The organism is Acidobacteriota bacterium, from assembly GCA_012729555.1.
Classification (GTDB): domain Bacteria; phylum Acidobacteriota; class UBA6911; order UBA6911; family UBA6911; genus UBA6911.
In genome coordinates this window covers 1-20762 of sequence record JAAYCX010000091.1, presented here as the reverse complement: position 1 = coordinate 20762, position 20762 = coordinate 1, and the positions used below count along the sequence as shown (strand labels likewise).

Here is a 20762-nt window from a genome sequence, read left to right as displayed (position 1 = left end):
GGCCCGCCGGCGGCCCGGGGAGGGCCTCGAGATGAGAATCGCATTGCTCGGCTACGGCAAAATGGGGAAGATGGTGGAAGCGATCGCCGTCCGGGAGGGATGCACGGTGGGCCCCCGGCTCGACGTCGGGGACAACCCCGGGGGCCGGGGCATCACCCGCGATTCCATGAAAGGGGTGGACGTCGCCGTCGAATTCAGCCAGCCCGAAGCCGTGATGGCCAACATCGAGGCGGCCGCCCGCGCGGGGGTCCCCATCGTGGTGGGCACCACCGGGTGGACGGCAGGTCGCGAGCGGGTGGAGCGCATCGTCGCGGATTCGGGAATCGGGCTGGTGTACGGCGCCAACTTCTCGGTCGGCATGAACCTGTTCTTTGAAATCGTCGCCCACGCGTCGCGCCTGGTCGGGGCGATCCCCCGGTACGACCCCTTCATGCGGGAGGAGCACCACCGGGAGAAGAAGGACGCGCCCTCCGGGACCGCGCTCGACCTCCTGGAGCTGATGCGGCCCCACCTGGGAGACCCGGATCTCGCCATCGCCAGCATCCGTGCGGGCTCCATCCCGGGCACCCACGTGGTCGGGTTCGACAGCGAAGCGGACACCCTCCTGCTGGAGCACCGCGCGCGCAGCCGCCAGGGTTTTGCCGAAGGGGCTTTCCTGGCGGCGCGCTGGATCGCGGGGAAAAAGGGAATGTACGATTTTCGCCGGGTCTTTCGTGAAATCGTGGGACTGCCCTAGGCTCCCGACCGCCGCGGTCCCCAATCGGAGAGGAACTATCATGGCCGATCTTACAGCACTCGAGGGCTGCGGCACCGCCCTGGTCACGCCGTTTTCGTCCGACGGCCGCGTGGACGAGCACGCCCTGGCGGCGCTGGTCGACTGGCAGATCCGGGAGGGCGTCCACTTTCTCGTGCCCTGCGGCACGACGGGCGAAAGCCCGACCCTCGGGCACGAGGAACACCTCGCGGTCGTGGAGACGACGGTGCGGGCGGCGGGCGGGCGCGTGCCCGTCGTGGCGGGGGCCGGCGGCAACGACACCGCGAAAGTGATCGCGATGGCGGCGGAACTGGAACGGATAGGGGCCGACGCCCTCCTGTCGGTCTCCCCCTACTACAACAAGCCGACCCAGGAGGGCATTTACCGGCACTACCGGGCGCTGGCGGAATCGACCGCGCTTCCCGTGATCGTCTATAACGTGCCCGGCCGCACGGGTTCGAACATCCTGCCCGATACCCTGATGAGGCTGGCGGAGATTCCCAATATCGCCGGGGTCAAGGAAGCGAGCGGGGACATGTCCCAGATCGGCGAAATCTGCGCGAGGGCGCCCGAGGGGTTCCGCATCCTTTCGGGCGACGATTCCATGACCCTCCCCCTCATCGCCTCCGGAGGGCACGGCATCATCTCCGTGGCTTCCAACGAGGTGCCCGCCATGATGTCGCGGCTGGCCAGGGAGTGCCTCGACGGGGACTGGGAGCAGGCGCGGCGGCACAACCGCGCCCTCTACCCGCTGATGAAGGTCAATTTCGTCGAATCGAACCCGATCCCGGTCAAGGCCGCCCTCGCCATGATGGGAAAAATAGAAGAGGTCTACCGGCTCCCCCTGTGCCCGATCTCGGAAGGCGCCCGCGCGCGGCTCTCCGCGGTGCTCGAGTCCCTGGGGCTGCTCCGGGGGTGACTCGTCACGCCCCGCGGGGCGCGGCCGCATGAACACCTACGCTTGAGAGGATTTATGGCTCTGGTTTACCCGTTCCGCGCATACCGTTACAACACGAGGGTGGTGGGAGATCTCGACCGGGTGGTCGCCCAGCCCTACGATAAAACCACGCCCGAGATGCAGGACCGGTACTACCGGGACTCCCCCTACAATGTCGTCCGCATCACGCTGAACCGCGAAAAGAAGGGGGACCCCGAGACCCGGTACCCGGACGCCGGCGCCACCTTCCGCCGGTGGATCGAGGAGGGGGTGCTCGTCGAGGACGGGCGGCCGGCATTCTACGCCTATTACCAGGAGTACGCCGTCGACGGACAGCCGCGGCTGCAGCGCGGATTCATCGCCCTGCTGGACCTCGGACGGTCGCAATCGGCCATCATCCCCCACGAGCACACCCTGGCGGCTCCGAAACAGGACCGCCTCAACCTGATGCGCAGCCTGGAGGGGAACGAAGACCTCATCTACATGCTCTATGCCGACGAGACCCGCACGGTGGACCGGATCCTGGACGCCGCCGTCTCCGGCAGGAAGCCCGAAATCGAAGTCACCGACGAATACGGCGCCGTCCATCGCCTGTGGGTCCTCACCGACCCGCAGGCGCTCGATGAGATCCGCGAGTCGATGAGGACCCGGGACCTTTTCATCGCCGACGGGCACCACCGTTTCGAGACCTCGATCAATTACATGGAGGAGTGCGCGCGGAAAGGATGGCGGCCCGGGGGGACGGAATCCTTCGACAAGCGCATGGTCACCTGCTTCAACAGCTCTTCGGGGGTGACGATCCTGGCCACCCACCGGCTGCTGCACGACCTCCCCGGATTCGACGCCCCTTCCCTCCTGGAAAACCTCGGGGAGCATTTCCAGCCGGAAAGGGCGGCGTCGGCCGCGCAGTTGCGGGAAAAGATGAGGGCGGGGCGGGACGGCCATGTCTTCGGCTTTTACGCCGGCAGCGCGGCGGGGTTCCACCTGCTGCGGATGAAACCCTCCGCGATGGAGGCCGGGTCGCTGCGCCGGCTCCCGGCGGCCTTCCGCGAACTGGACGTCAGCATCCTCCACTCCCTGATCCTGGAACGGCACCTGGGAATCGACCCGCAGAAGCTGGCGGCGCAGTCGCATATCGATTACGAGCGCGGCCTCGACGAGTGCGTCCGCAAGGTCGACGAGGGAGAGTACCAGGCGGCTTTTTTCCTGAACCCGACCCCGGCCGCCGCCATGCACCGCATCGCCTCCGAAGGCGGGCGCATGCCGCAGAAATCGACCGATTTCTATCCCAAGCTCCTGACGGGGCTGCTCTTCATGAAGATGAAGATCGGCAAATGACGGGGCGGCCGCCGACAGCGTAAGGGGGCGCACCCGGGATGCCATCTCCTGAGAGCACGACTGCGGCCGGAGCGCGCGCCCGCGTCCGGGCATCCGAACTCGTCGAACTCGCCAAGCCCCGGCTTACGTCCCTGGTCCTGGTCACCACCCTCTCCGGCTTTTACCTCGGGCGGGCCGGACCGGTCCCGCTCGCCCCCCTGCTCCACACGCTGATCGGAGCCGGGCTCCTGGCGGCGGGCGCCGGCACGTTCAACATGATCGTGGAACGGGGCCGGGATGCCCTGATGCGGCGCACCCGGAACCGCCTCCTGGCCTCGGGCCGGCTTTCACCGCGCAGGGCGTTCGGGATCGCATCCCTCCTTTCGGCGGCGGGACTCACCCAGCTGTTCCTGATGGTGAATGCCGTCACGGGCCTCGTAGCGCTCGCCGTGATCGCCTGTTACCTCCTGGTCTATACCCCCCTGAAAACCAGGACATCGTGGTCGGTCCCCGCCGGCGCCGTTTCGGGGGCGCTCCCCGTCCTGATCGGGTGGGCGGGAGCCGCCGGCGGCATCCCGGCACGCGCCTGGATCCTGTTCATGATCGTGTTTCTCTGGCAATTCCCCCATGTCCACGCCATAGGCTGGCTGCACCGGGACGATTACGCCCGGGCGGGGATCCCGGTCCTTTCGGTCATCGACCGGGACGGCAGAAGGACGGGGCGCCAGGTGCGGCTGGCCGCCGCCGCCCTCCTCCTCTGCTCGCTCCTCCCCACCGCAGCCGGGCTGACGGGTGCCGCGTACCTGGCGGGCGCCCTCGTCCTGGGGGCCGGGTTCCTGGCGCGCGCCGTCCTCTTCGCCCGCTCGCCCGGACCCGGTTCGGCCCGAAGACTCCTCCTGGTCTCCACCCTCTACCTGCCCCTGCTTCTCGGCCTCGCGGCCCTCGACAAAACGGCTGGCTGAACCCGGCGGGGAGCGCCCCGCCGCAGAATACCCGGGCGCGAAAACCTCTTTTGGCATTATAATCATGACCGAGGAGGCGCGGCCTTCGCGGGCCCGGGAGGGAGCGGGCGGCGGCAAACCAGCAACAGGAGGTGGATCAATGTACCCTGCAGATTATGCCTACAGCAAAGACCACGAATGGATCCTCGTCCAGGGAGACATCGGGACCATCGGGATAACGGAATACGCCCAGCACGAGCTCGGGGACGTGGTGTTCGCAGACCTTCCCGAGGTGGGGGACACCTTCGAGGCGGGCGACCCCTTCGGTTCGGTGGAATCGGTCAAGGCGGTGTCGGAGATATTCTGTCCCGTTGCCGGGGAGGTGGTGGAGGTGAACGCCCTGCTGGCGGAAAAGCCCGAACTCCTCAACGAGTCCCCGCACCAGGACGCATGGATGATCAAGATCCGCATCATCCGGCCGGAGGAGCTGCACGGGTTGCTCAACGCCGAAGAATACGCTGAATACCTGCAGGAACAGTCCGCCTGAAAGCGGCCGCGGCCCCGACAGGGCGGGGACGGCCTCCGGCCCGACCCCGGGATTGACTCCGGGAGGGTCCCGATACAGAATATGGCTGCGACGTCAAAAGGAGCATGACCGGGTATGGTCGAATCATCGGAAGAGGACGCGAAGCAGAAAACCGGTTGGGGGAAAGCGGCCAAGGTTTCCCTGGGCGTGCTGGGGGGGCTGTCGCTGCTGATGGGCTATATCAGCGCCGCCGGGATGAAGGAATCGGAAATCGAAGCGGATGCGCGCCGGCCGGTGGACGATTTCTTTTCCGCCCTCAACGCGCGGGACCTGGAGCGTGGGCGCCGCACGCTCCATTATCCGCACATCCAGATCGCGGGGAGCGATGTGAGCATCCTCCAGGACCCCGAATCGTTCCAGATCGATTTCCAGGCCCTGGCCGGCGAGGGATGGACCTACAGCACCCTGGATTCCTGCACGATGCGCCAGTTCTGCGAGGACAAGGTCCATTTCGAGCTGCAGTTCAGCATGCACCAGGCCAACGACTCGCGCTACGCCACCTACCAGGCCCTCTGGGTCGTGACCTGCCTGGACGGCGTCTGGGGCGTGCAGTGCCGGTCGATCTTTCCCAGCGGCCTCCGGTTTTCCTGAGGCTTTCCGCCGGGGAGGGGCACCCTTCCCCGGCGGGCGGCCCTAACCCAGTTTGTTCAAGGCTCCGGCGAATCCGCGAAACGCCCCCCGCCCGGGGAAAACGCTCTCGAGAATTCCGGGCGCGATACGGAGGGTCTGTTCCGTCGTCAGGCAGTACTCCATGGTGCTGAACCGGCCCCGAAATTCCCGGACCTCGGCCGCCATCGTCCTGTTCCTCACGATGATGTCGGCCATGAGCCGTGCGAGGTCTCCGAAATCTGGCTCCTTCATCCCGAACCGCGTCATTTCCTGGACCCCCGTGCGGATGCCGCTGGGGTGGTAGAAGGTGGCGTCCCCGGGAAGGGCCTGGTAGTTGGTGATCACGTTGTTCGCCTCGAGCCGGGAAGCGATCTCCTTGGCGTCCCCGAAACGCTCGACGCGCAGAAGCACCTGGTGCGTGTGCGTGTACCCCTCCGATTCCTCCCCTTCGACCGGGATACCCTCGGCGGCACAGGCCGAGGCGAACGCCCGCGCGTTGGACAGGACCTGGGCCTGGTATTCGGTCTTGAACGCATTCATCTCCATGGTCGCCGCCAGCATCGCGAGTTGGGTCCCCAGGTGATGGTTGCTCGTGGACCCGGGAAAGGTGCGGGCGACGATGTCCGACCAGAGCTTCCGCCAGGGGGATCCTTCGGGAATCCTCGCCGCGATGATGCCCCGCTGGGGTCCGAAGAAAGTCTTGTGGGTCGATCCGGTCACCACCAGGGCGCCTTCGGCCAGCGGATCCTGGAACTCCGCCCCGAGGATCCCCATGACGTGGGCGGCGTCGTACATCACCAGCGGCCGGTATTCGGGCACGGTCTGGAGAAAGGTCCTCAGCTGCCCGATCGGCTCGGGGTGGAGAAACATGCTCTTGCCGAACACGATGAGGGACGGCCGGTTCCGGTCCACCATGTCCAGCATCTTCTCGACGTCGATCCGGTAGGGGTTGCGGGCATCGGCGGGAAAGTTGACGATGTGGTCCTCGGCGAAATTGTACAGGGCGCCGTAAGGCTGCGCCGACAGGTGGCCGCCGTAATTCAGGTCGTTGTTCATGACGCACTGCAGCCGTCCGGTCGGGCCGAGGGAGGGGAACCCGGCCGGCTTCGCCGAGAGGAATTTAACCAGCCCCTTGAAGACGATTTCGTTGGCCATCTGGCCGCTCACCGGGCGCGTTTCGACGTCGGTCGCACCGATGAACTCGGCGAATTCGGCCTTCAGGCGCTCCTCCATCCGGTAGATGAAATCGGCCCCCTGGTAGTAGTACACCTGGTCCCCCTTGAGGGCGCCGCTCCCGGCCAGCGACTCCAGTTCCCTTTTGAGCGCCGTCTTGTGTTCGGCGTACCGTCCGGAGGGGTCCCCGATCTCGCAAAGCTTGACAAAGAGGGACGGGGTGTTTTCGGAGGGGATGAGGTTGCAGCATTCCCGCTGCCGCCAGAGGTTGTTCTCCACAATTCTGTCCGCGAGTTCACCGAGCTTGTGTTCTAACGCATTCATGGTCGTTCTCCAGTTCCCGGGCCGCGGGCCTGCAACCGCTGCAGGGGCCGCCATCCGGGATCGTCTGCCGCAATCGCGGGTCAGGGATTGGGTTGGATGCTCTTCAATTTCTCCGCCACCGGGGCGATGTCCGAACGGCTGGACAGGTCCAGCACCGAATCCCGGAAGGTGAGCGCGCGGATCGGCTCCCCGAGCGCCTTCATGGCGAACTGGACCGCATCGGTCAGTTCCAGTTCGCCCCGCGCCGAGGGCCTGACGCTGCGGCAGGCTTCGAAAATGGCCGGGGAAAAGACCCAGCAGTTCATGCTGACGAGGACCGGAGGTCCCAGCTCCCGGACGGCGTCCGCACTCGGCTTCTCGATGATGCGCTCGAGAAAACCGTCGGGGCCGGTCTTCGCGACTGCGAATTTGAGCACGCGCTCTTCGGGGATATTTCCGGAAGCCACCAGGGCGTCCCGCTCGAAAAGCGCGATCCCGGAGCGGTCCAGGCGCCCCATGGCCGCGAGGGTTTCCGGCGGGTAGTAGTTGTCCGAGTTGAGGAGCAGGAACAGGTCCCCGCCGACGAAGCTTTCGGCCGCCAGCACGGCATCGGCCGTTCCGAGGGGCTTTTCCTGGATTGCGAAATCGACCCCGATCCTCCCGGGGGGCGACTCGACCTCGTAATAATCCCGGATCAACCCGTGCTCGGGGCCGATGACGAGGCACACGCGCCTGTAGCCGGCGTCCGCGAGCGCGCTCAGGACGTAATCCAGGAAGGGGCGCCCGATCGGGATCATGGCCTTGACGCCGGCGGCGGCCACCAAGCTCTGGCCCCGGTCGAGCCGGGCGGAGCCGTCCTCGGAACGCATCCGCGTCCCCAGCCCGCGCGCCATGATCACCGCCTTTTCCACTCGATGCATGCCCCTGCCCCCTCTACAAGACCCCTAATCATAGCACCCCGGGGCGGCGGGGTTGAGTCCAAAGAAGATCATACCTCGCGGGCTATGCGCACCCCCGCGCCGATGGCGTCCGCGATCAGGAGGGGTTCCCTGCAGTCTCCTATCGCATACACCTCGGGCACCCTCTCCTCGAGCTCCTTGAGGAGCCCGTCGACCCGCCCGAGCGGCAGCGCGGATACGATGGTATCGGCCTCGAGAGTGAGCCGTTCCCCCTCGCGGGTGACCAGGGTCAGTCCCTGGTCGCTGATCCCGACGTACTCCCGCACGCCGCAGTGGAGCTTCACCCCCTTCTTCGCAAACCAGATCATCAGGTGCCCGAGCAGCGCGTCGACCATCCCCTCGCCTATCGAGTCCTTGGTCTCCACGATCGTCACCTCCCGGCCGCGCTTGGCCAGAAACTCGGCCAGCTCGCACCCCTGGATGGCTCCTCCGACGACGATCACCCGCTTCCCCATCGGCATGTAGAACCGCGAAAGGTTTCGAAGGGTCTCCGGCTTGAAGAACTTCAGGAAGAATTTCAGCCTCCGGTGGAGCACCGCCCCGCTGAGCACGATGGAGCCGTCCGCCCCGGGTATCTCGGGGGCGACGGACTCCCCGCCCGTCGCCAGGAACACGACGTCCGGCTTGATCGCCTCGACCGTGCCGAGGTTCACCTCCCGCCCCAGGACCACCTTCACCCCAAGCTGTTTCAGCTGCCGCCCGAAATAGCGGATGAGGAGCGACAGGTCCTCCGGATGCGACCCCTTGACCATGGATGCGAGCGGCAGCAGTCCCCCGAGGGCCGACGCCTTCTCGTAAAGGATGACCGTGTGTCCGCGCAGCGCGGCGACCCGGGCGGCCGACATCCCGGCGGGACCGCCCCCGATCACCAGGACCTTTTTCTTCCTGGCCGCCGGCTCGATGGTGTTGTAGGGGGTTCCCAGCAGGCCGTTGATCCTGCAGCGGCGGCTCCCCAGGCAGTTGTCGCAGGCGGTGCAGGGGGCGATGTCGTCCATCTTCCCGGCGGCCACCTTGTTCGGGTATTCCGGGTCGGCCAGCAACCGCCTCGTCATGGCGATGAAATCGACCTTGCCCTCCCGCAGCAGCTGTTCGCCGAGGTCGGCGTCGAGCCGGCCGACCACCGTGACCGGGATTCGGACGACCTCCTTGATCCCGGCGGCGAGCCGGATGTTGGCGCCGATCCCCCTGCGGCCGGTCTCGTACTCCGGGGGGAAGGACTCGACCGGGACGGGGGGCTCCGGGTAGAAGAGGGCGTCGGGGAGATAGGCCCCCACGTGGTAGCCGAGCCAGTGGCTCCGGACCTGGATGGCGTCGGCCCCCGCCTCTTCGAGCAGCCGGGCGATGGCGCGGCTGTCCTCGTGGGTGAGGCAGCGGCGGTTGTCCACGCCGGCGGCCTGGCCGATTTCGATCCCGTTCAGGATCATGGAGACCGGGAAATCACCCCCGAGGCGCTTCTTGATTTCACGGATCACCTCCATGGCGAAGCGGGCCCGGTTTTCCACGCTCCCGCCGTAGGCGTCCTCCCGGCGGTTCCAGTACGGGGAGAAGAAATTGTGCAGCAGGTGGCTGCTGGCGGCGTTGATGTCCACGCCGTCAAACCCCGCCTTGCGGGCCCGGACCGCGGCGCTGGCGAACTTGTCGACGACCTGTTCGATCTCCTCGACGGTGAGGGCGTGGGGAGCCTGGTTGTGGAAGTCACTCTCCGCGTCGAGCGTCACCGGGGAAGCGCCGATCGGCTCCCCCTCGAAAAAGGGCTCGGGGGCGAACGGGAGCTTCGCCTGCCAGGGACCGTCATGGTTCATCTGCATGAAGGTGGGGCAACCGTGCCGGTGGATCACCTCCACCAGTTCGCCGAGCCCCTGGATGTAACGGTCGTCGTCGATGCGGTACCGTTCCTTCCACCGCACCCCCAGGGGGTAGTCGATGGTGGGCGACTCCACGATCAGCAGCCCGACGCCCCCCCGGGCGATCCCCTCGTAAAAGGCGAGGACCTCCGGACGCATATGCACGTCGTCCTCGTGCCACATCAGCATCCCGGCACCCGATTTGATGATCCGGTTTCTCGTTTTCACGGACCCGATGCGGCCGGGTTCCATGAGCTTTTCGTACCTGGGACTATGGCTCATGCGTGTCACCTTTCGATCCACTGGTTACGGGTTCAAAGAGGCCCCATTATATCTCCAGAAATCCTCTTGAGAACCGGAAATCGAGCCTGTTGAGTTCCCGGTCAGCCGCAGGCAGAATGAGGGGGGAGGAAGGGGAAAATGGAGCGCCGCCTCAGGATCGGGGTCATTTCGGACACGCACGGGGTGCTCCGGCCGGAGGCGCTGGAGGCGCTCGCGGGCGTCGCCCACATCATCCACGCCGGAGACATCGGCGCTCCGGAGGTGCTGGAGGGGCTCGGGAAGATCGCCCCCGTGACGGCCGTCCGCGGCAACGTGGACCGGGGGGCGTGGGCGCGCCCCCTGCCCGAGACCGCCCTCGTGGAGGTCGCCGGGAATTGCCTCTACGTCCTCCACGACCTTTCCCGCCTCGACGTGCACCCCCGCGCCGCCGACCTGGCGGCCGTGATCCACGGGCACTCCCACGTGGCGGGCGCCGACAAACGCGACGGCGTGCTCTACTTCAATCCCGGGAGCGCCGGCCCGCTGAGGTTCAACCGATCGGCCACGCTCGGGATCCTGGAGTTCGGAGAGCTCGGGATCAGGGAAAGCTTCCTGTCGCTCTAGCCCCCCCCGTCCGAGGGGCGTATTGCCGCTCGATCTCCTCGAGGATCTCCAGCACCCGGAGGTCGTTTCCCCCCTTGCCGGCCACGAAAGGGAGAAACCGGATGCCGACGCGATAGCGGTACCCGGCGATCCCGGTCGCCACGGCGTAGACGACCCGCCCCTCGAGGCAGGCCTCGTGCTCCACGCCCGGAAATTTCAGCAGGAGCGCCACCCGCCGGCCGGGGCTTTCCGCGCTGTCGGCCAGCAGGGCCATCCCGTCACGGCTCAGATCGACCATCGGGCAGGGGTGCGAATATCCGATGCGGCGCCGGTAGAAAGAGGGGAAGCCGTAACGGACCGTGGCCCGGGGAATGGCCAGGCGGCGGCGCGCACGGACGACATCGTAGGGACCGTTAGCCGCGGGACTCAGCGCGCCGAGCTGCTCGAACGCCCGCTCGAGGCGTTTCGCCTCCCGGAACTGCTCGAAAGAGATCCCCTCGACCGCGGCGAGCGCCTCCTCGATCCGCCCGGGGGCGAGGCCCAGTTTCCCGGCCAGCAGCCGTATGGAGATATTGGGGTGCTGGCCGAGGTGCCCGTCGATTTTCTCTACGATCTCTCCGAAACGCTGATCCATGGCAGGTCCGATCCGTCCGATGTTCCCGGGGCGCCCCCCATCATATCGGCACGAGGCGGAAACGGGAATATTTTTATCCCTGCGATGAGGGGCGCGGATACGCTAATATAAGGCGGTGGCCCCTCATGACGGACGGCGGGCCCGGGGGAGGACGGAAGCGTGAGAGTCGGATTCATCGGATGGCGGGGCATGGTCGGGTCGGTTCTCATGGAGCGCATGCGCGCCACCGAGGGGTTTTCCGGCCTCGAATCCAGTTTCTTCTCCACCTCCGACATCGGCGGCCGCGGCCCCGATGCCGGGAAGGGGGAAACGGTCCTGGAAGACGCTTACGACATGGGCGCCCTCGGGCGGCTCGATGCCGTCGTCACCTGCCAGGGGGGGGAGTACACCTCCGCCGTCTATAAACAGCTGCGCGCCTCCGGATGGCGCGGTTACTGGATCGACGCGGCGTCGACCTTGCGCATGGCCGACGACGCGCGCATCGTCCTGGACCCGGTCAACCGCCCGGTGATCGACAAGGCCCTGGCCGCCGGAATCCGGACCTACGTCGGGGGCAACTGCACGGTCAGCCTGATGCTGATGGCGCTCGACGGCCTCTTCAGGGCCGACCTGGTGGAGTGGGTGTCGACGATGACCTACCAGGCCGCCTCGGGGGCAGGAGCCGCGAATATGCAGGAACTGGTCGCGCAGATGGCGGCGATCGCGACCGGGGTCCGGCCGGTGCTCGAGGACCCTTCGGCCACGGCGCTCGATCTCGACCGCGCCGTGACCGGCGTCCTCCGGTCCGGCGACCTGCCGGTCAGGCAGTTCGGCGCGCCGCTCGCCGCCAGCCTCATCCCGTGGATCGACCGCGCCGTGGAGCGGGGCCAGACGCGCGAAGAGTGGAAGGGGATGGCCGAAACCAACCGGATCCTCGGCACGGAGAGGGAGATCCCGGTGGACGGCGCCTGCGTCCGGGTGGGCGCCATGCGCTGCCACTCCCAGGGGTTCACCATCAGGCTGAAAAAGGACGTCCCGCTCGACGAGATCGAGGACAGGATCGCGCGCGCCAACGACTGGGTCACCGTGGTCCCCAACACGAAGGAAGACACCCTCCGGCGCCTCAGCCCGGCGGCGGTCTCGGGCACCCTCGAGGTGCCGGTGGGACGCCTCCGCAAGATGACGATGGGGGACCGATTTCTCACCGCCTTCTCCGTGGGGGACCAGCTCCTGTGGGGAGCGGCGGAACCCCTGCACAGGATGCTGGCCATCCTGCGCGGACACCTCGGGCGTTGACACACCCGTTTCACAGAACGGATGGCACCCTGTTGCGGCCGCAGCGCAAGGCGGCCCACCCATTGAAAGGAGTATGAAGCATGCCCAGACCCATGACCCTGGGGGAAAAGATCCTGGCGCGCGCGGCGGGCGTCAAAAGCGTGAGCCCGGGCGACATCGTCCTGGCCAGGCTCGACCTCTGCCTCGGCAACGACATCACCGCGCCCCTGGCCATCCAGGCCTTTTATCAGAACGGCGGCACGAAGGTGTTCCACCGCGGAAAGGTGGTCCTGGTTCCCGATCATTTCACCCCCAACAAGGATATCCAGTCGGCCGAACAGGCCAGGATCCTGCGTGAATTTGCGCGGGAGCAGAAACTCGTCTATTACTGGGACCAGGGGGAGGTCGGGGTCGAACACGCGCTTCTGCCCGAACAGGGGGTCGTCGTGCCGGGCGACCTGATGATCGGGGCCGACTCGCATACCTGCACCTACGGGGCGCTCGGCGCCTTCTCCACCGGGGTGGGCTCGACCGACCTGGGCGCGGCGATGCTGACCGGGAAGGCCTGGTTCAAGGTTCCGCCGACCATCAAACTGATCTTCAAGGGACGCCTCCCCGCCGACGTGACCGGCAAGGACCTGATCCTGACCGCGATCGGGCGCCTGGGGGTGGAAGGGGCCAACTACCGGGCCCTGGAGATTACGGGGCCGGTGATCGACCGCCTGTCGATGGAGGGGAGGCTGACCATGAGCAACATGGCCATCGAGGCGGGCGCCAAGACCGGCATCATCCCTCCCGACGACACCACCCGCGCCTATGTCGAAAAGCGGGCGCAGCGCAAGCCGCGCTACTACCAGTCGGACCCCGGCGCGGAGTACGAGCGGGTCGAGGTGTTCGACGTCACCGGCATGGAGCCGGTCGTTGCCCTGCCCCACCTCCCCTCGAACGTCGTACCGGTATCCAGGGCCAGAAACGTCGTCATCGACCAGGCCGTCATCGGGTCGTGCACCAACGGCCGGATCGAGGACCTGCGCCAGGCGGCGAAGCTGCTGAAGGGCAAAAGGGTGAGCCCCAGGGTGCGGACCCTCATCATGCCCGCCACCCCCCTCGTCTTCCGGCAGGCGCTCGAGGAGGGGCTGATGGACATCTTCATGGCGGCCGGGTGCGTCATCTCCCCCCCGACCTGCGGGCCCTGCCTGGGCGGCCACATGGGCATCCTGGCGAAGGGGGAAAAGGCCGTGGCCACGACCAACCGCAACTTCGTGGGGCGCATGGGGCACACCGCGAGCGAGGTCTACCTCGCCTCGCCCGCCGTCGCCGCCGCGTCGGCGATCAAAGGGCGCCTGGCGCTGCCGAAAGAGGTCCGGGGGAGCAACTGGAAAGTGGGGGTGAAAAAGTGATCATCAAGGGCAGAATTCACAAATTCGGAGACGACGTCAACACGGACGAGATCATTCCCGCGCGCTACCTGAACACGAGCGATCCCAAGGAACTGGCGGCCCACGTCATGGAGGACGCGGACCCCGCGTTTCCGGCCCGGGTAAAACCGGGGGACATCATCGTGGCCGGCAAGAACTTCGGGTGCGGGTCCTCGCGCGAGCACGCGCCGATCGCCATCAAGGCCGCCGGCGTGGCGTGCGTGGTGGCGGAAAGCTTCGCCCGCATCTTTTACCGCAACGCCTTCAACATCGGGCTGACCATCATGGAATGCGCCGTCGCGGCCGAGGCCGAAAACGGCCACGTCCTCAGGGTGGACGCCGCGAGCGGGAAGATCACCAACCTCGACCTCGGGCGCGAATACGCCGCCAAACCGATCCCCGCCTTCATGCAGGAACTGATCGCGGCGGGGGGCCTCATGGAGTACGTGCGCAAGGGGATGATGAAATAGGCTCCCCCGCTTGAAGGCGGACGGTCCGCGGGCCGTCCGCCTTCACGAATTCAGAGCATTCCCGCGGCATCGGCACGGCAGCGGGTGCAGTGTCGCATCTGCGGTACGTGCCTTCCGGCCCGATGCCGCAGCCTCCCCATGACCGCTTCCCCGGGAGGGGAGCAACCTTCCAGGGCCGTGCCGGCGACGGGAAGGAGAGGCAGGAAATTCAGGAGGTCGACCCCCATCCGCCCCATCCTTGCGGCCACGAACACCGCGTGGTCCTCGTTGATCCCCGGCACGACGACGCAGTTGACCTTCACGGCCATCCCCGCCTCCTTCAGGAGAGCCACGGCCTCCAGTTGCCGCGACAGGAGCAGTGCGGCCGCCTCGAGCCCCAGGTATTCCCTCCCCCCCAGCGCCGCCCGAAGGTGCAGCCGGGCGCCGACCGCGCTGTCGATGGCGTTGACCGTGATCGTCACGAAACCCACCCCCAGTTCCTTCAGGCGCGGGATGTGGTCCTTCACGTTCAATCCGTTGGACGAGACGCACAGGGCGATCTTCCCATTCCTCGCCCGGATCCGTTCGAACGTCTCCAGCGTCCGCTCCGGCTCACAGAAGGGATCTCCGGGCCCCGCCACCGCGGCTACCGCGATGCCGGGCATGTCCACGAGGGCCCTTTCCAGCCTCTCGAGCGCCTCCCCGGGCCCGATCACCCGGCTCGTGACCCCGGGACGGTTTTCGTGGGCGCAGTCGTACTCCCTCCGGCAGTAGGCGCATTCGATATTGCACCCCGGGGCCACCGGCAGGTGGATGCGCCCGAACCGGCTTCGGGCTCCGCTCGAGAAACAGGGGTGCTGTTCCCATCCCGGGTGCGGCATGGCGGAAGACATTCAGGAATTCCTCCGCGGATGTCCGAAATGAATGGCGTCCTGCGGGCAGGCGTTCAGGCAGTCGCCGCAGCTCGTGCAGTTGGCCTCGGCCGGGCGCGTCCCCATTTCACACCCCTTCAGGCACAGGTCGCAGTCATCGCATTTTTCATCCTTGAACACCCCCAGCATCGCGAACGGCTTGAGGAGCTCCAGCAGCCCGCCCGTGGGACAGGCGAAGCGGCACCAGGCGCCGGCCAGCACGAGCCCCAGGGCGAGAAACGCCAGGACGAAGAAGGTCCGGAACAGCCAGGCCGGGTTGGCGTGCTCGAAAGTCAGGGCGACGGCCGAAAAAAACTCCCCCGTCCGGATCGGGACGTTTTCCCGGGACTGCCCCAGAAACCACCACGAGCCGAGGGCGGCGGCCAGGCCGAGGTATTTGGCCCGGGGAAGGATCCGCAGAAACGCGTTTCGCGTCCGCGTCTTCAGGGGCGCCGCCCGGCCCAGCAGCTGGCTGACCAATCCGCCGGGGCAGGCCCAGCCGCAGAACGCCCGGCCGAAGGCGACGACGGAGAGCGGGAGCAGGATCCAGAAGCCCCAGAACATCGGGAGCAGCCTCCCGTGGCACGTGATCACCGGGCAGTTCTGGCAGCTCACGTAGGGGATGATGAAGGGGCAGCGGAAGATGCCGTAAAAGGACCATTGGCCCAGCACCGCGAGAAAGCCCAGCTGGGCCAGGCGGCGAAATCCCTTGAGCCCGGCCGCGGGCGTGAAGGCCCTAGGCATCCTTCACCCCCAGTTTTTCCACCAGCCGCTCCCCCTCGACCGACCGGGCCGGGATGAACCCGGCGGCCGCGAAAAACCCCTGTCCCTCGTCGGAGAGGATGAAATCGAGATAGTGGTCGGCCAGTTTCCGGTCCCGGGCGTCCTTCATGACGCCGATGGTGAAGGTGAGGGGACCCGGCGGGAAAAACTCCTCGGGGATGGGAAGGACCTCCGCCTTGCCCCTGAATGGCGGCATCCGCGTGAGCCGGAGTTCGACCACCGACACGTCCCCCTTCCCCTTCACGAGGTCTTCCATGGTCCGCTGCACGCAGCTCCCCTTGATGACGGCGTTCTGCATGGCACCCTCGAAAACACCCGCCCTTTTCAGCAGCCCGCTGACCGCCTCCCCTCCCGGGGGGGAGGCCTCCGGAGCCAGGATGACCCTGACTGCGGGCCTGGCGAGATCGTGAATATCCGAAATCCCCGCCGGGTTGCCCCGGGGGGTCACCAGGACATATCGGGTGAAGCAGAGGGGCCGGAAATAGATCATGTTGCCGGTTTCCCGCAGCTTTTGGCTCAGGGCGAGCACCCTGCCGGCAAAGACCTCGGTGCTCGCCCCTCCCAGCAGCGATTTCCCCAGGGCCGCGGCGAAAGCCCCGGTATAGGCCGCCTCCACTCCCGTGAGCCCCTTGTACCGGGCGTGGGCCGGGATGAAAGCCTCCGCCAGCCCGCCGCAGGACCAGACCTGGAGCGTGCTCCGGCGAAAGCGCTCCCCGGCGGCCGTTATGGGCGGCACGGCGGCGCCCGCGGCCGCCCCGGCGGCGGCCGCCAGGAACTTCCTGCGCCCCAGGAGGGGCTGATGAGTCATATCGTCTTTCTTCATTGGGGCACAATCCCGTCGCATGCATGAATGGCATGGGGTCGAATCGATGTCCTGGATCGAGGAAAACAGACGTCGCGGGAAGGGATTCGATTCCGACACGAGGCTCGACCTGACCCGTCCGGTCAGTTATGCGCCCTGTCAGGTAAAACCGAAACTGCATGTCATAAAGGATCCTGCGGTCCTCGAGAATATCCCCTCTTATATATCATAGAATTTTTCTATATGTCAAATTGATGCTATGATCGCCGTCAAATAGGAGGGGCGGAGCCCGGTGGAACTGCGATACCTGGAAATCTTCTGCGCCGTCGTCGAACGGAAAAGCTTCTCGCGGGCGGCCGAGAGGCTGCACCTCACCCAGCCGACGATCAGCTTTCATATCAAAGCCCTGGAGGAAGAATTCTCCACCCGGCTGCTGGACCGTCTCGGCAGGTCCATCACGCCGACCCGGGAGGGGGAGATTCTCTATCGCTACGCCCGGGAAATCCTGAGCCTGAAAGAGGGCGTCCGCGATGCCATGGAACGGCTTCGCGCCGGGGTCAGCGGCAAGCTCCTGGTCGCGGCGAGCACCATCCCCGGGGAATACCTCCTGCCGGGGCACCTCGCGCGTTTCGTCGCGATCTATCCGGAGGTCTTTCCCTCCCTCAGGATCGGGGATTCCGGGGAGATCCACCGGAGCGTGCTCGAGGGGGAATGCGACCTGGGAATCATCGGCTCCCCCACAAAGGACAGGAACCTGCGCACGCGCCGGTTCCTCGACGACGAACTCGTGCTCGTGGCGGCGCCGGGGTACGAGGCGCGGGGAACGAAAGATCTCCGGTCGCTCCCGCTCCTGATGCGCGAGACGGGGTCGGGGTCCAGGGCGGCGGTGGAGGAGCATCTGAAGAAGAGGAATATTCCCCTGGGCGAGCTGCGTGTCGTGGCCGAGTTGGGCTCCTCCCAGGCACTCATCCGCGCGGTCCGGGAGGGGATGGGACTGGCCTTCATCTCCAGGCTCCCGGCCGCCGAGGAAATCAGGCGCAAGACCCTGAAGGAGATCAAATTCAGCGGATCGCCCGTCACCCGTTCCTTCCATATCATCACCCACCGCCTTCGGCACCACTCCCCCCTGTGCGCGACCTTCGCCGATTTTCTCGTGTCCGGGCGGGCGGGCGCCCGATAGATTCCGCCCCCTGCGATCGCGGGCGAAAACCCCGCGCCCCCCGGGATCAACCTCCATTTGCGTCGCCGACGGCGGATATGTTAGAAAGGAGCCATCCCGGGAGGGGGTGCGATGAAGCCGCTGCAGACCGACCTGTCCATTTACGGGAAGTTTCGTTTCGAACATTCCCCGGTGGCCGTCAAGTTCCAGCATTTCCAGCCGGAAAACGTGCGTCCGCTGGCGCCCGAAAAAACCCTCTCGCTGTGCGAGATGGTGCGGGAGGCCGGGCGGGCGCCGGAGCCGTTCTATTTCGGCCCCGGGCACGAGGAAACGTGCGTGGGGAGGATCCTGCTGGGGATGCAGGCGATGGAGCCGTTCGCAGAAAGCGGGCAGATCGGGGAGCACCTCGGGGTGTTCGAGGAGGCGCGGGCCAATTACGCCCTGTACCGGCACGTGCCGCGGTTCGACCGGGGCGTCGTCCGTTACGTGGTCTTCTCCCGCCTGGACCGGGCCGGTTTCGAACCCGACGTCACGGTCTTCGCCGCGGACCCCCCCCAGGCCGAAATCCTCTTGCGCGCCATGACCTACTCCACCGGGGAGCCCTACGCTTCCCGCGTCACCCCGGTCATGGGGTGCGCGTGGGCCCTCATCTATCCGTTCCAGCGCGGCAGGGTGAATTACTTCCTCCCCGAATTCGTGCACGGGATGAAGGGGCGCGAACTGTTTCCCGCGGATACGGTCCTGGTGACGATCCCCCACCAGTGGCTCCCGACGGTCACCGCCAACCTCGGCAGCATGACGTGGCACCTCCCCTCGCACCGGAGCAGGGACGCCTACCTGGAGGAGTTCGGGGGCATCCTGTCCAACCTGTCGCGCCGGGCGGGCGGGGCCTGAACCGTCCGGCCCCGCCGGGCCGGACTTCGAAGAACCAGGAAAGGAAATACCATGGTGATCAAAACGACCCCCATCGCGAGCATGAAGGACGCCTTTTCGGTAAAGGGCCTCAACGTCATCGTCACCGGCGGCAACCGGGGCATCGGGCTGGGAATCAGCCGGGCCTACGCCGAAAGCGGGGCCAACGTGGCCCTCCTCTGCCGCAGCCGCGAAAGCGGGGACCGGGCCGCCGCGGACCTCCGGCAATACGGGACCGACTGCTTCTGCGTCCCCTGCGACGTGGGCGACCTCCCGGGCGTGAAGGGGGCCGTGGCCGAGGTCTTCCGGCGCTTTCCCGCCGTCGACGTGCTGGTCAACAACGCCGGGGTCTCCACCGTCGGTGATTTCCTCGAGGACAGGGACCTGGAGGAATGGCGCCGCGTCATCAACACCAACCTCAACGGCCCCGCCTACGTGATCTACGAGGTGGCGCCGCACATGATCCGCGCGGGGCGGGGGGGGAGCATCATCAACATCTCCTCGGTGGGGGGGCAGGCCCTCGGCGGGGCCAAGACCCACCCGATGCCCCCCTACCACGCCTCCAAGGCGGCCCTCGACATGTTCACGCGCAACATGGCCCTCGACTTCGGCGACCACGGCATCCGGGTCAACGCCGTCGCCCCCGGCCCGACCCACTCCGACCTGGACAAGGACCTCCCCCCGGACGCCCTGGAAAAGTTCGAAAACCACATGCCGATGCACCGTTTCGCCGAACCGATCGAGATCGGCGCTCTCTGCGTCTTCCTCTCCTCCCCGGCGGGGAACCAGATCACCGGCACCGTCATCGTGCACGACGGCGGCATCCTGCTCGTAGGTTAGGGCGAAAAAAATGACACCCCCCTTGCCGCCCGCCCGCGGCACCTGTATATTCTCACCAGCCTGAACGGGAAACCCCGTTCAGGAGCTGCTTTTTTTGCGTTCGCGGAGGATTTTTCTGCTGTTCCGCGGACGTCTGCCGAAAAGTAAACCTTGAGGGTCGCCCGGCGGGAGCAGGGGCGTCCCCAGCGGAAAGCGGACTCTGGCGGAAACATAATTCTGAAGCGACTCAACTATTCAACTTCGCGACACAACTCAACCTGGAAAGGAACAGCTAACGATGAAAAAACTTTTACTGGCAGCGGTGATGATGGCGGCGGTTGCCGGCGCCGCCCCAGCCCAGGATTTCCCGAAATGGGACGTCTTCGGCGGGTACTCCGTGCTGAACGCCGACATGGACGGCGGCGGTCAGAACATGAATTACTACTACTATGACGTGGATTTCGCCCGCCTCAACGAAGGGACCAACGGCGGCATGGTCCACGGCTTCGACGTGTCCCTGACGCGCAACCTCAACTCCTGGCTGGGGATCAAGGGGAACTTCAGCACCCACATAGGCAAGGTGGACCTCGAGAACGCGGCCAACTACGGCTACGCCTACGACTACGACTACAACGAATACAATAATTACCAGCAGGACCGCGAGGAGTCCTGGGCCGGGAAGGCCGATTACCGCAGGTACACCGGCATGGTCGGCCCCGAGTTCAGCTACCGCGGCAACTCGAAGGTCCGCCCCTTCGCCCATGCCCTTTTCGGCTTCACCAAGGTCAAAGCGGACGACCTGGACGTGGCTTACGACTACAGCTACGAGTATGGGTACGACGGGACCGTGACCGACTGGTACGAGTATACCGGAAAGGTCAGCGGGAAGATCGAGGGGGATACGTCCTTCGCCATGGCGCTGGGCGGCGGCCTCGACGTCAAGGCGGGCAAGCATGCGGCCATCCGCCTGATCCAGGTGGATTACCTCCCGACCTGGGACAAGCTCACCTATGACGCCGCCTTCGTCGGCCGCGAAGAGGAAGACGGCGACTACAGCCGGGACTACATGGAATATTACAGCCATAAGGCCCCGTCCAGCCGGTTCAACAACGTCAAGCTCTCCTTCGGCGTGGTGATCAGCTTCTAGCCTCGGCTCCGAATCGCACAAGCGAAAGGGCGCGCCGGCGCCGGCGCGCCCTTTTTTTTGCGGTGCGCCCGGCAGGGCGCACTCCTGATATGGAACGACCTGTCAAGTAATGGGCATTAAACCCTATAGAGCTTTTGCCTTTCCGGTGAAGCAGAGCAGGCGGCAGTCGAGACTGCTTTTGCGACGG

General features: G+C 66.3%; 21 protein-coding genes. 14 read left to right on the top strand and 7 right to left on the bottom strand.

Annotated features, from left to right (window positions below; translation table 11 throughout):
• Nucleotides 1–31: 31 nt before the first annotated feature.
• From GXY47_16010 to GXY47_15985, 6 genes are all read left to right on the top strand, one after another.
• Entirely contained in the window at nucleotides 32–736 is a 705-nt protein-coding gene (locus GXY47_16010; protein ID NLV32648.1) for a dihydrodipicolinate reductase, read from the top strand.
• Nucleotides 737–776: 40 nt separating this feature from the next.
• Complete coding sequence (locus tag GXY47_16005) at nucleotides 777–1673, top strand: 4-hydroxy-tetrahydrodipicolinate synthase (protein NLV32647.1); 897 nt, start codon at nucleotides 777–779, stop codon at nucleotides 1671–1673.
• A gap of 54 nt (nucleotides 1674–1727) precedes the next feature.
• Nucleotides 1728–3029 (top strand): DUF1015 domain-containing protein, encoded by a 1302-nt coding sequence (locus GXY47_16000; protein NLV32646.1) that lies wholly within the window; start codon nucleotides 1728–1730, stop codon nucleotides 3027–3029.
• Nucleotides 3030–3067: 38 nt separating this feature from the next.
• Nucleotides 3068–3970, top strand: a complete 903-nt coding sequence (cyoE, locus tag GXY47_15995) for a protoheme IX farnesyltransferase (protein ID NLV32645.1) — start codon at nucleotides 3068–3070, stop codon at nucleotides 3968–3970.
• Between the two features lie 139 nt (nucleotides 3971–4109).
• Nucleotides 4110–4496, top strand: a complete 387-nt coding sequence (gene gcvH / locus GXY47_15990) for a glycine cleavage system protein GcvH (protein NLV32644.1) — start codon at nucleotides 4110–4112, stop codon at nucleotides 4494–4496.
• Between the two features lie 114 nt (nucleotides 4497–4610).
• Nucleotides 4611–5126 carry a hypothetical protein gene (locus GXY47_15985; protein NLV32643.1) on the top strand — a complete coding sequence of 172 codons (516 nt, stop codon included), beginning with the start codon at nucleotides 4611–4613 and terminating at the stop codon, nucleotides 5124–5126.
• A gap of 42 nt (nucleotides 5127–5168) precedes the next feature.
• Here GXY47_15985 and GXY47_15980 read toward each other — a convergent pair whose 3' ends face one another.
• From GXY47_15980 to GXY47_15970, 3 genes are all read right to left on the bottom strand, one after another.
• Nucleotides 5169–6641, bottom strand: coding sequence for a hypothetical protein (locus tag GXY47_15980; protein ID NLV32642.1), 1473 nt, complete (start codon nucleotides 6639–6641; stop codon nucleotides 5169–5171).
• 80 nt (nucleotides 6642–6721) lie between these two features.
• Nucleotides 6722–7540, bottom strand: coding sequence for a nucleotidyltransferase family protein (locus tag GXY47_15975; GenBank protein ID NLV32641.1), 819 nt, complete (start codon nucleotides 7538–7540; stop codon nucleotides 6722–6724).
• 68 nt (nucleotides 7541–7608) lie between these two features.
• A complete protein-coding gene (locus GXY47_15970) occupies nucleotides 7609–9705 on the bottom strand; it encodes an FAD-dependent oxidoreductase (GenBank protein NLV32640.1) in 2097 nt (698 codons plus the stop codon).
• 138 nt (nucleotides 9706–9843) lie between these two features.
• Between GXY47_15970 and GXY47_15965 the strand changes: the two genes are divergently transcribed.
• Nucleotides 9844–10308, top strand: a complete 465-nt coding sequence (locus GXY47_15965; protein ID NLV32639.1) for a metallophosphoesterase family protein — start codon at nucleotides 9844–9846, stop codon at nucleotides 10306–10308.
• On the opposite strand, the gene GXY47_15960 is transcribed toward GXY47_15965, so the two are convergent.
• Nucleotides 10283–10921: a PilZ domain-containing protein gene (locus GXY47_15960; GenBank protein ID NLV32638.1), complete on the bottom strand. Its 639-nt coding sequence runs from the start codon at nucleotides 10919–10921 to the stop codon at nucleotides 10283–10285. The genes GXY47_15965 and GXY47_15960 overlap by 26 nt on opposite strands.
• A gap of 159 nt (nucleotides 10922–11080) precedes the next feature.
• Between GXY47_15960 and asd the strand changes: the two genes are divergently transcribed.
• From asd to GXY47_15945, 3 genes are all read left to right on the top strand, one after another.
• Nucleotides 11081–12196 carry an aspartate-semialdehyde dehydrogenase gene (gene asd, locus GXY47_15955; GenBank protein NLV32637.1) on the top strand — a complete coding sequence of 372 codons (1116 nt, stop codon included), beginning with the start codon at nucleotides 11081–11083 and terminating at the stop codon, nucleotides 12194–12196.
• Nucleotides 12197–12288: 92 nt separating this feature from the next.
• The gene (gene leuC / locus GXY47_15950) at nucleotides 12289–13575 is read left to right on the top strand and encodes a 3-isopropylmalate dehydratase large subunit (GenBank protein NLV32636.1); all 1287 of its coding nucleotides are present in this window, start codon (nucleotides 12289–12291) and stop codon (nucleotides 13573–13575) included.
• Nucleotides 13572–14063, top strand: coding sequence for a 3-isopropylmalate dehydratase small subunit (locus GXY47_15945; GenBank protein ID NLV32635.1), 492 nt, complete (start codon nucleotides 13572–13574; stop codon nucleotides 14061–14063). The genes leuC and GXY47_15945 overlap by 4 nt, the downstream gene beginning before the upstream one ends.
• A gap of 50 nt (nucleotides 14064–14113) precedes the next feature.
• Here the strand turns inward: GXY47_15945 and GXY47_15940 are convergent, their stop codons facing one another.
• Genes GXY47_15940 through GXY47_15930 form a run of 3 tightly spaced genes read right to left on the bottom strand, consistent with a single transcriptional unit; the run spans nucleotide 14114 to nucleotide 16544 of the window.
• Complete coding sequence (locus GXY47_15940; GenBank protein NLV32634.1) at nucleotides 14114–14935, bottom strand: radical SAM protein; 822 nt, start codon at nucleotides 14933–14935, stop codon at nucleotides 14114–14116.
• Nucleotides 14936–15697 carry a 4Fe-4S binding protein gene (locus tag GXY47_15935; protein NLV32633.1) on the bottom strand — a complete coding sequence of 254 codons (762 nt, stop codon included), beginning with the start codon at nucleotides 15695–15697 and terminating at the stop codon, nucleotides 14936–14938. It abuts the gene before it with no gap.
• The gene (locus GXY47_15930) at nucleotides 15690–16544 is read right to left on the bottom strand and encodes an ABC transporter substrate-binding protein (GenBank protein ID NLV32632.1); all 855 of its coding nucleotides are present in this window, start codon (nucleotides 16542–16544) and stop codon (nucleotides 15690–15692) included. Before GXY47_15930 ends, GXY47_15935 begins: the two co-directional genes overlap by 8 nt.
• Nucleotides 16545–16830: 286 nt before the next feature.
• Between GXY47_15930 and GXY47_15925 the strand changes: the two genes are divergently transcribed.
• From GXY47_15925 to GXY47_15910, 4 genes are all read left to right on the top strand, one after another.
• Complete coding sequence (locus GXY47_15925; protein ID NLV32631.1) at nucleotides 16831–17718, top strand: LysR family transcriptional regulator; 888 nt, start codon at nucleotides 16831–16833, stop codon at nucleotides 17716–17718.
• Between the two features lie 111 nt (nucleotides 17719–17829).
• Nucleotides 17830–18591 carry a DUF169 domain-containing protein gene (locus GXY47_15920; protein NLV32630.1) on the top strand — a complete coding sequence of 254 codons (762 nt, stop codon included), beginning with the start codon at nucleotides 17830–17832 and terminating at the stop codon, nucleotides 18589–18591.
• 51 nt (nucleotides 18592–18642) lie between these two features.
• Nucleotides 18643–19449: an SDR family oxidoreductase gene (locus tag GXY47_15915; protein NLV32629.1), complete on the top strand. Its 807-nt coding sequence runs from the start codon at nucleotides 18643–18645 to the stop codon at nucleotides 19447–19449.
• Nucleotides 19450–19726: 277 nt separating this feature from the next.
• Nucleotides 19727–20575 (top strand): hypothetical protein, encoded by an 849-nt coding sequence (locus tag GXY47_15910; GenBank protein ID NLV32628.1) that lies wholly within the window; start codon nucleotides 19727–19729, stop codon nucleotides 20573–20575.
• The last annotated feature ends 187 nt before the right edge of the window (nucleotides 20576–20762 follow it).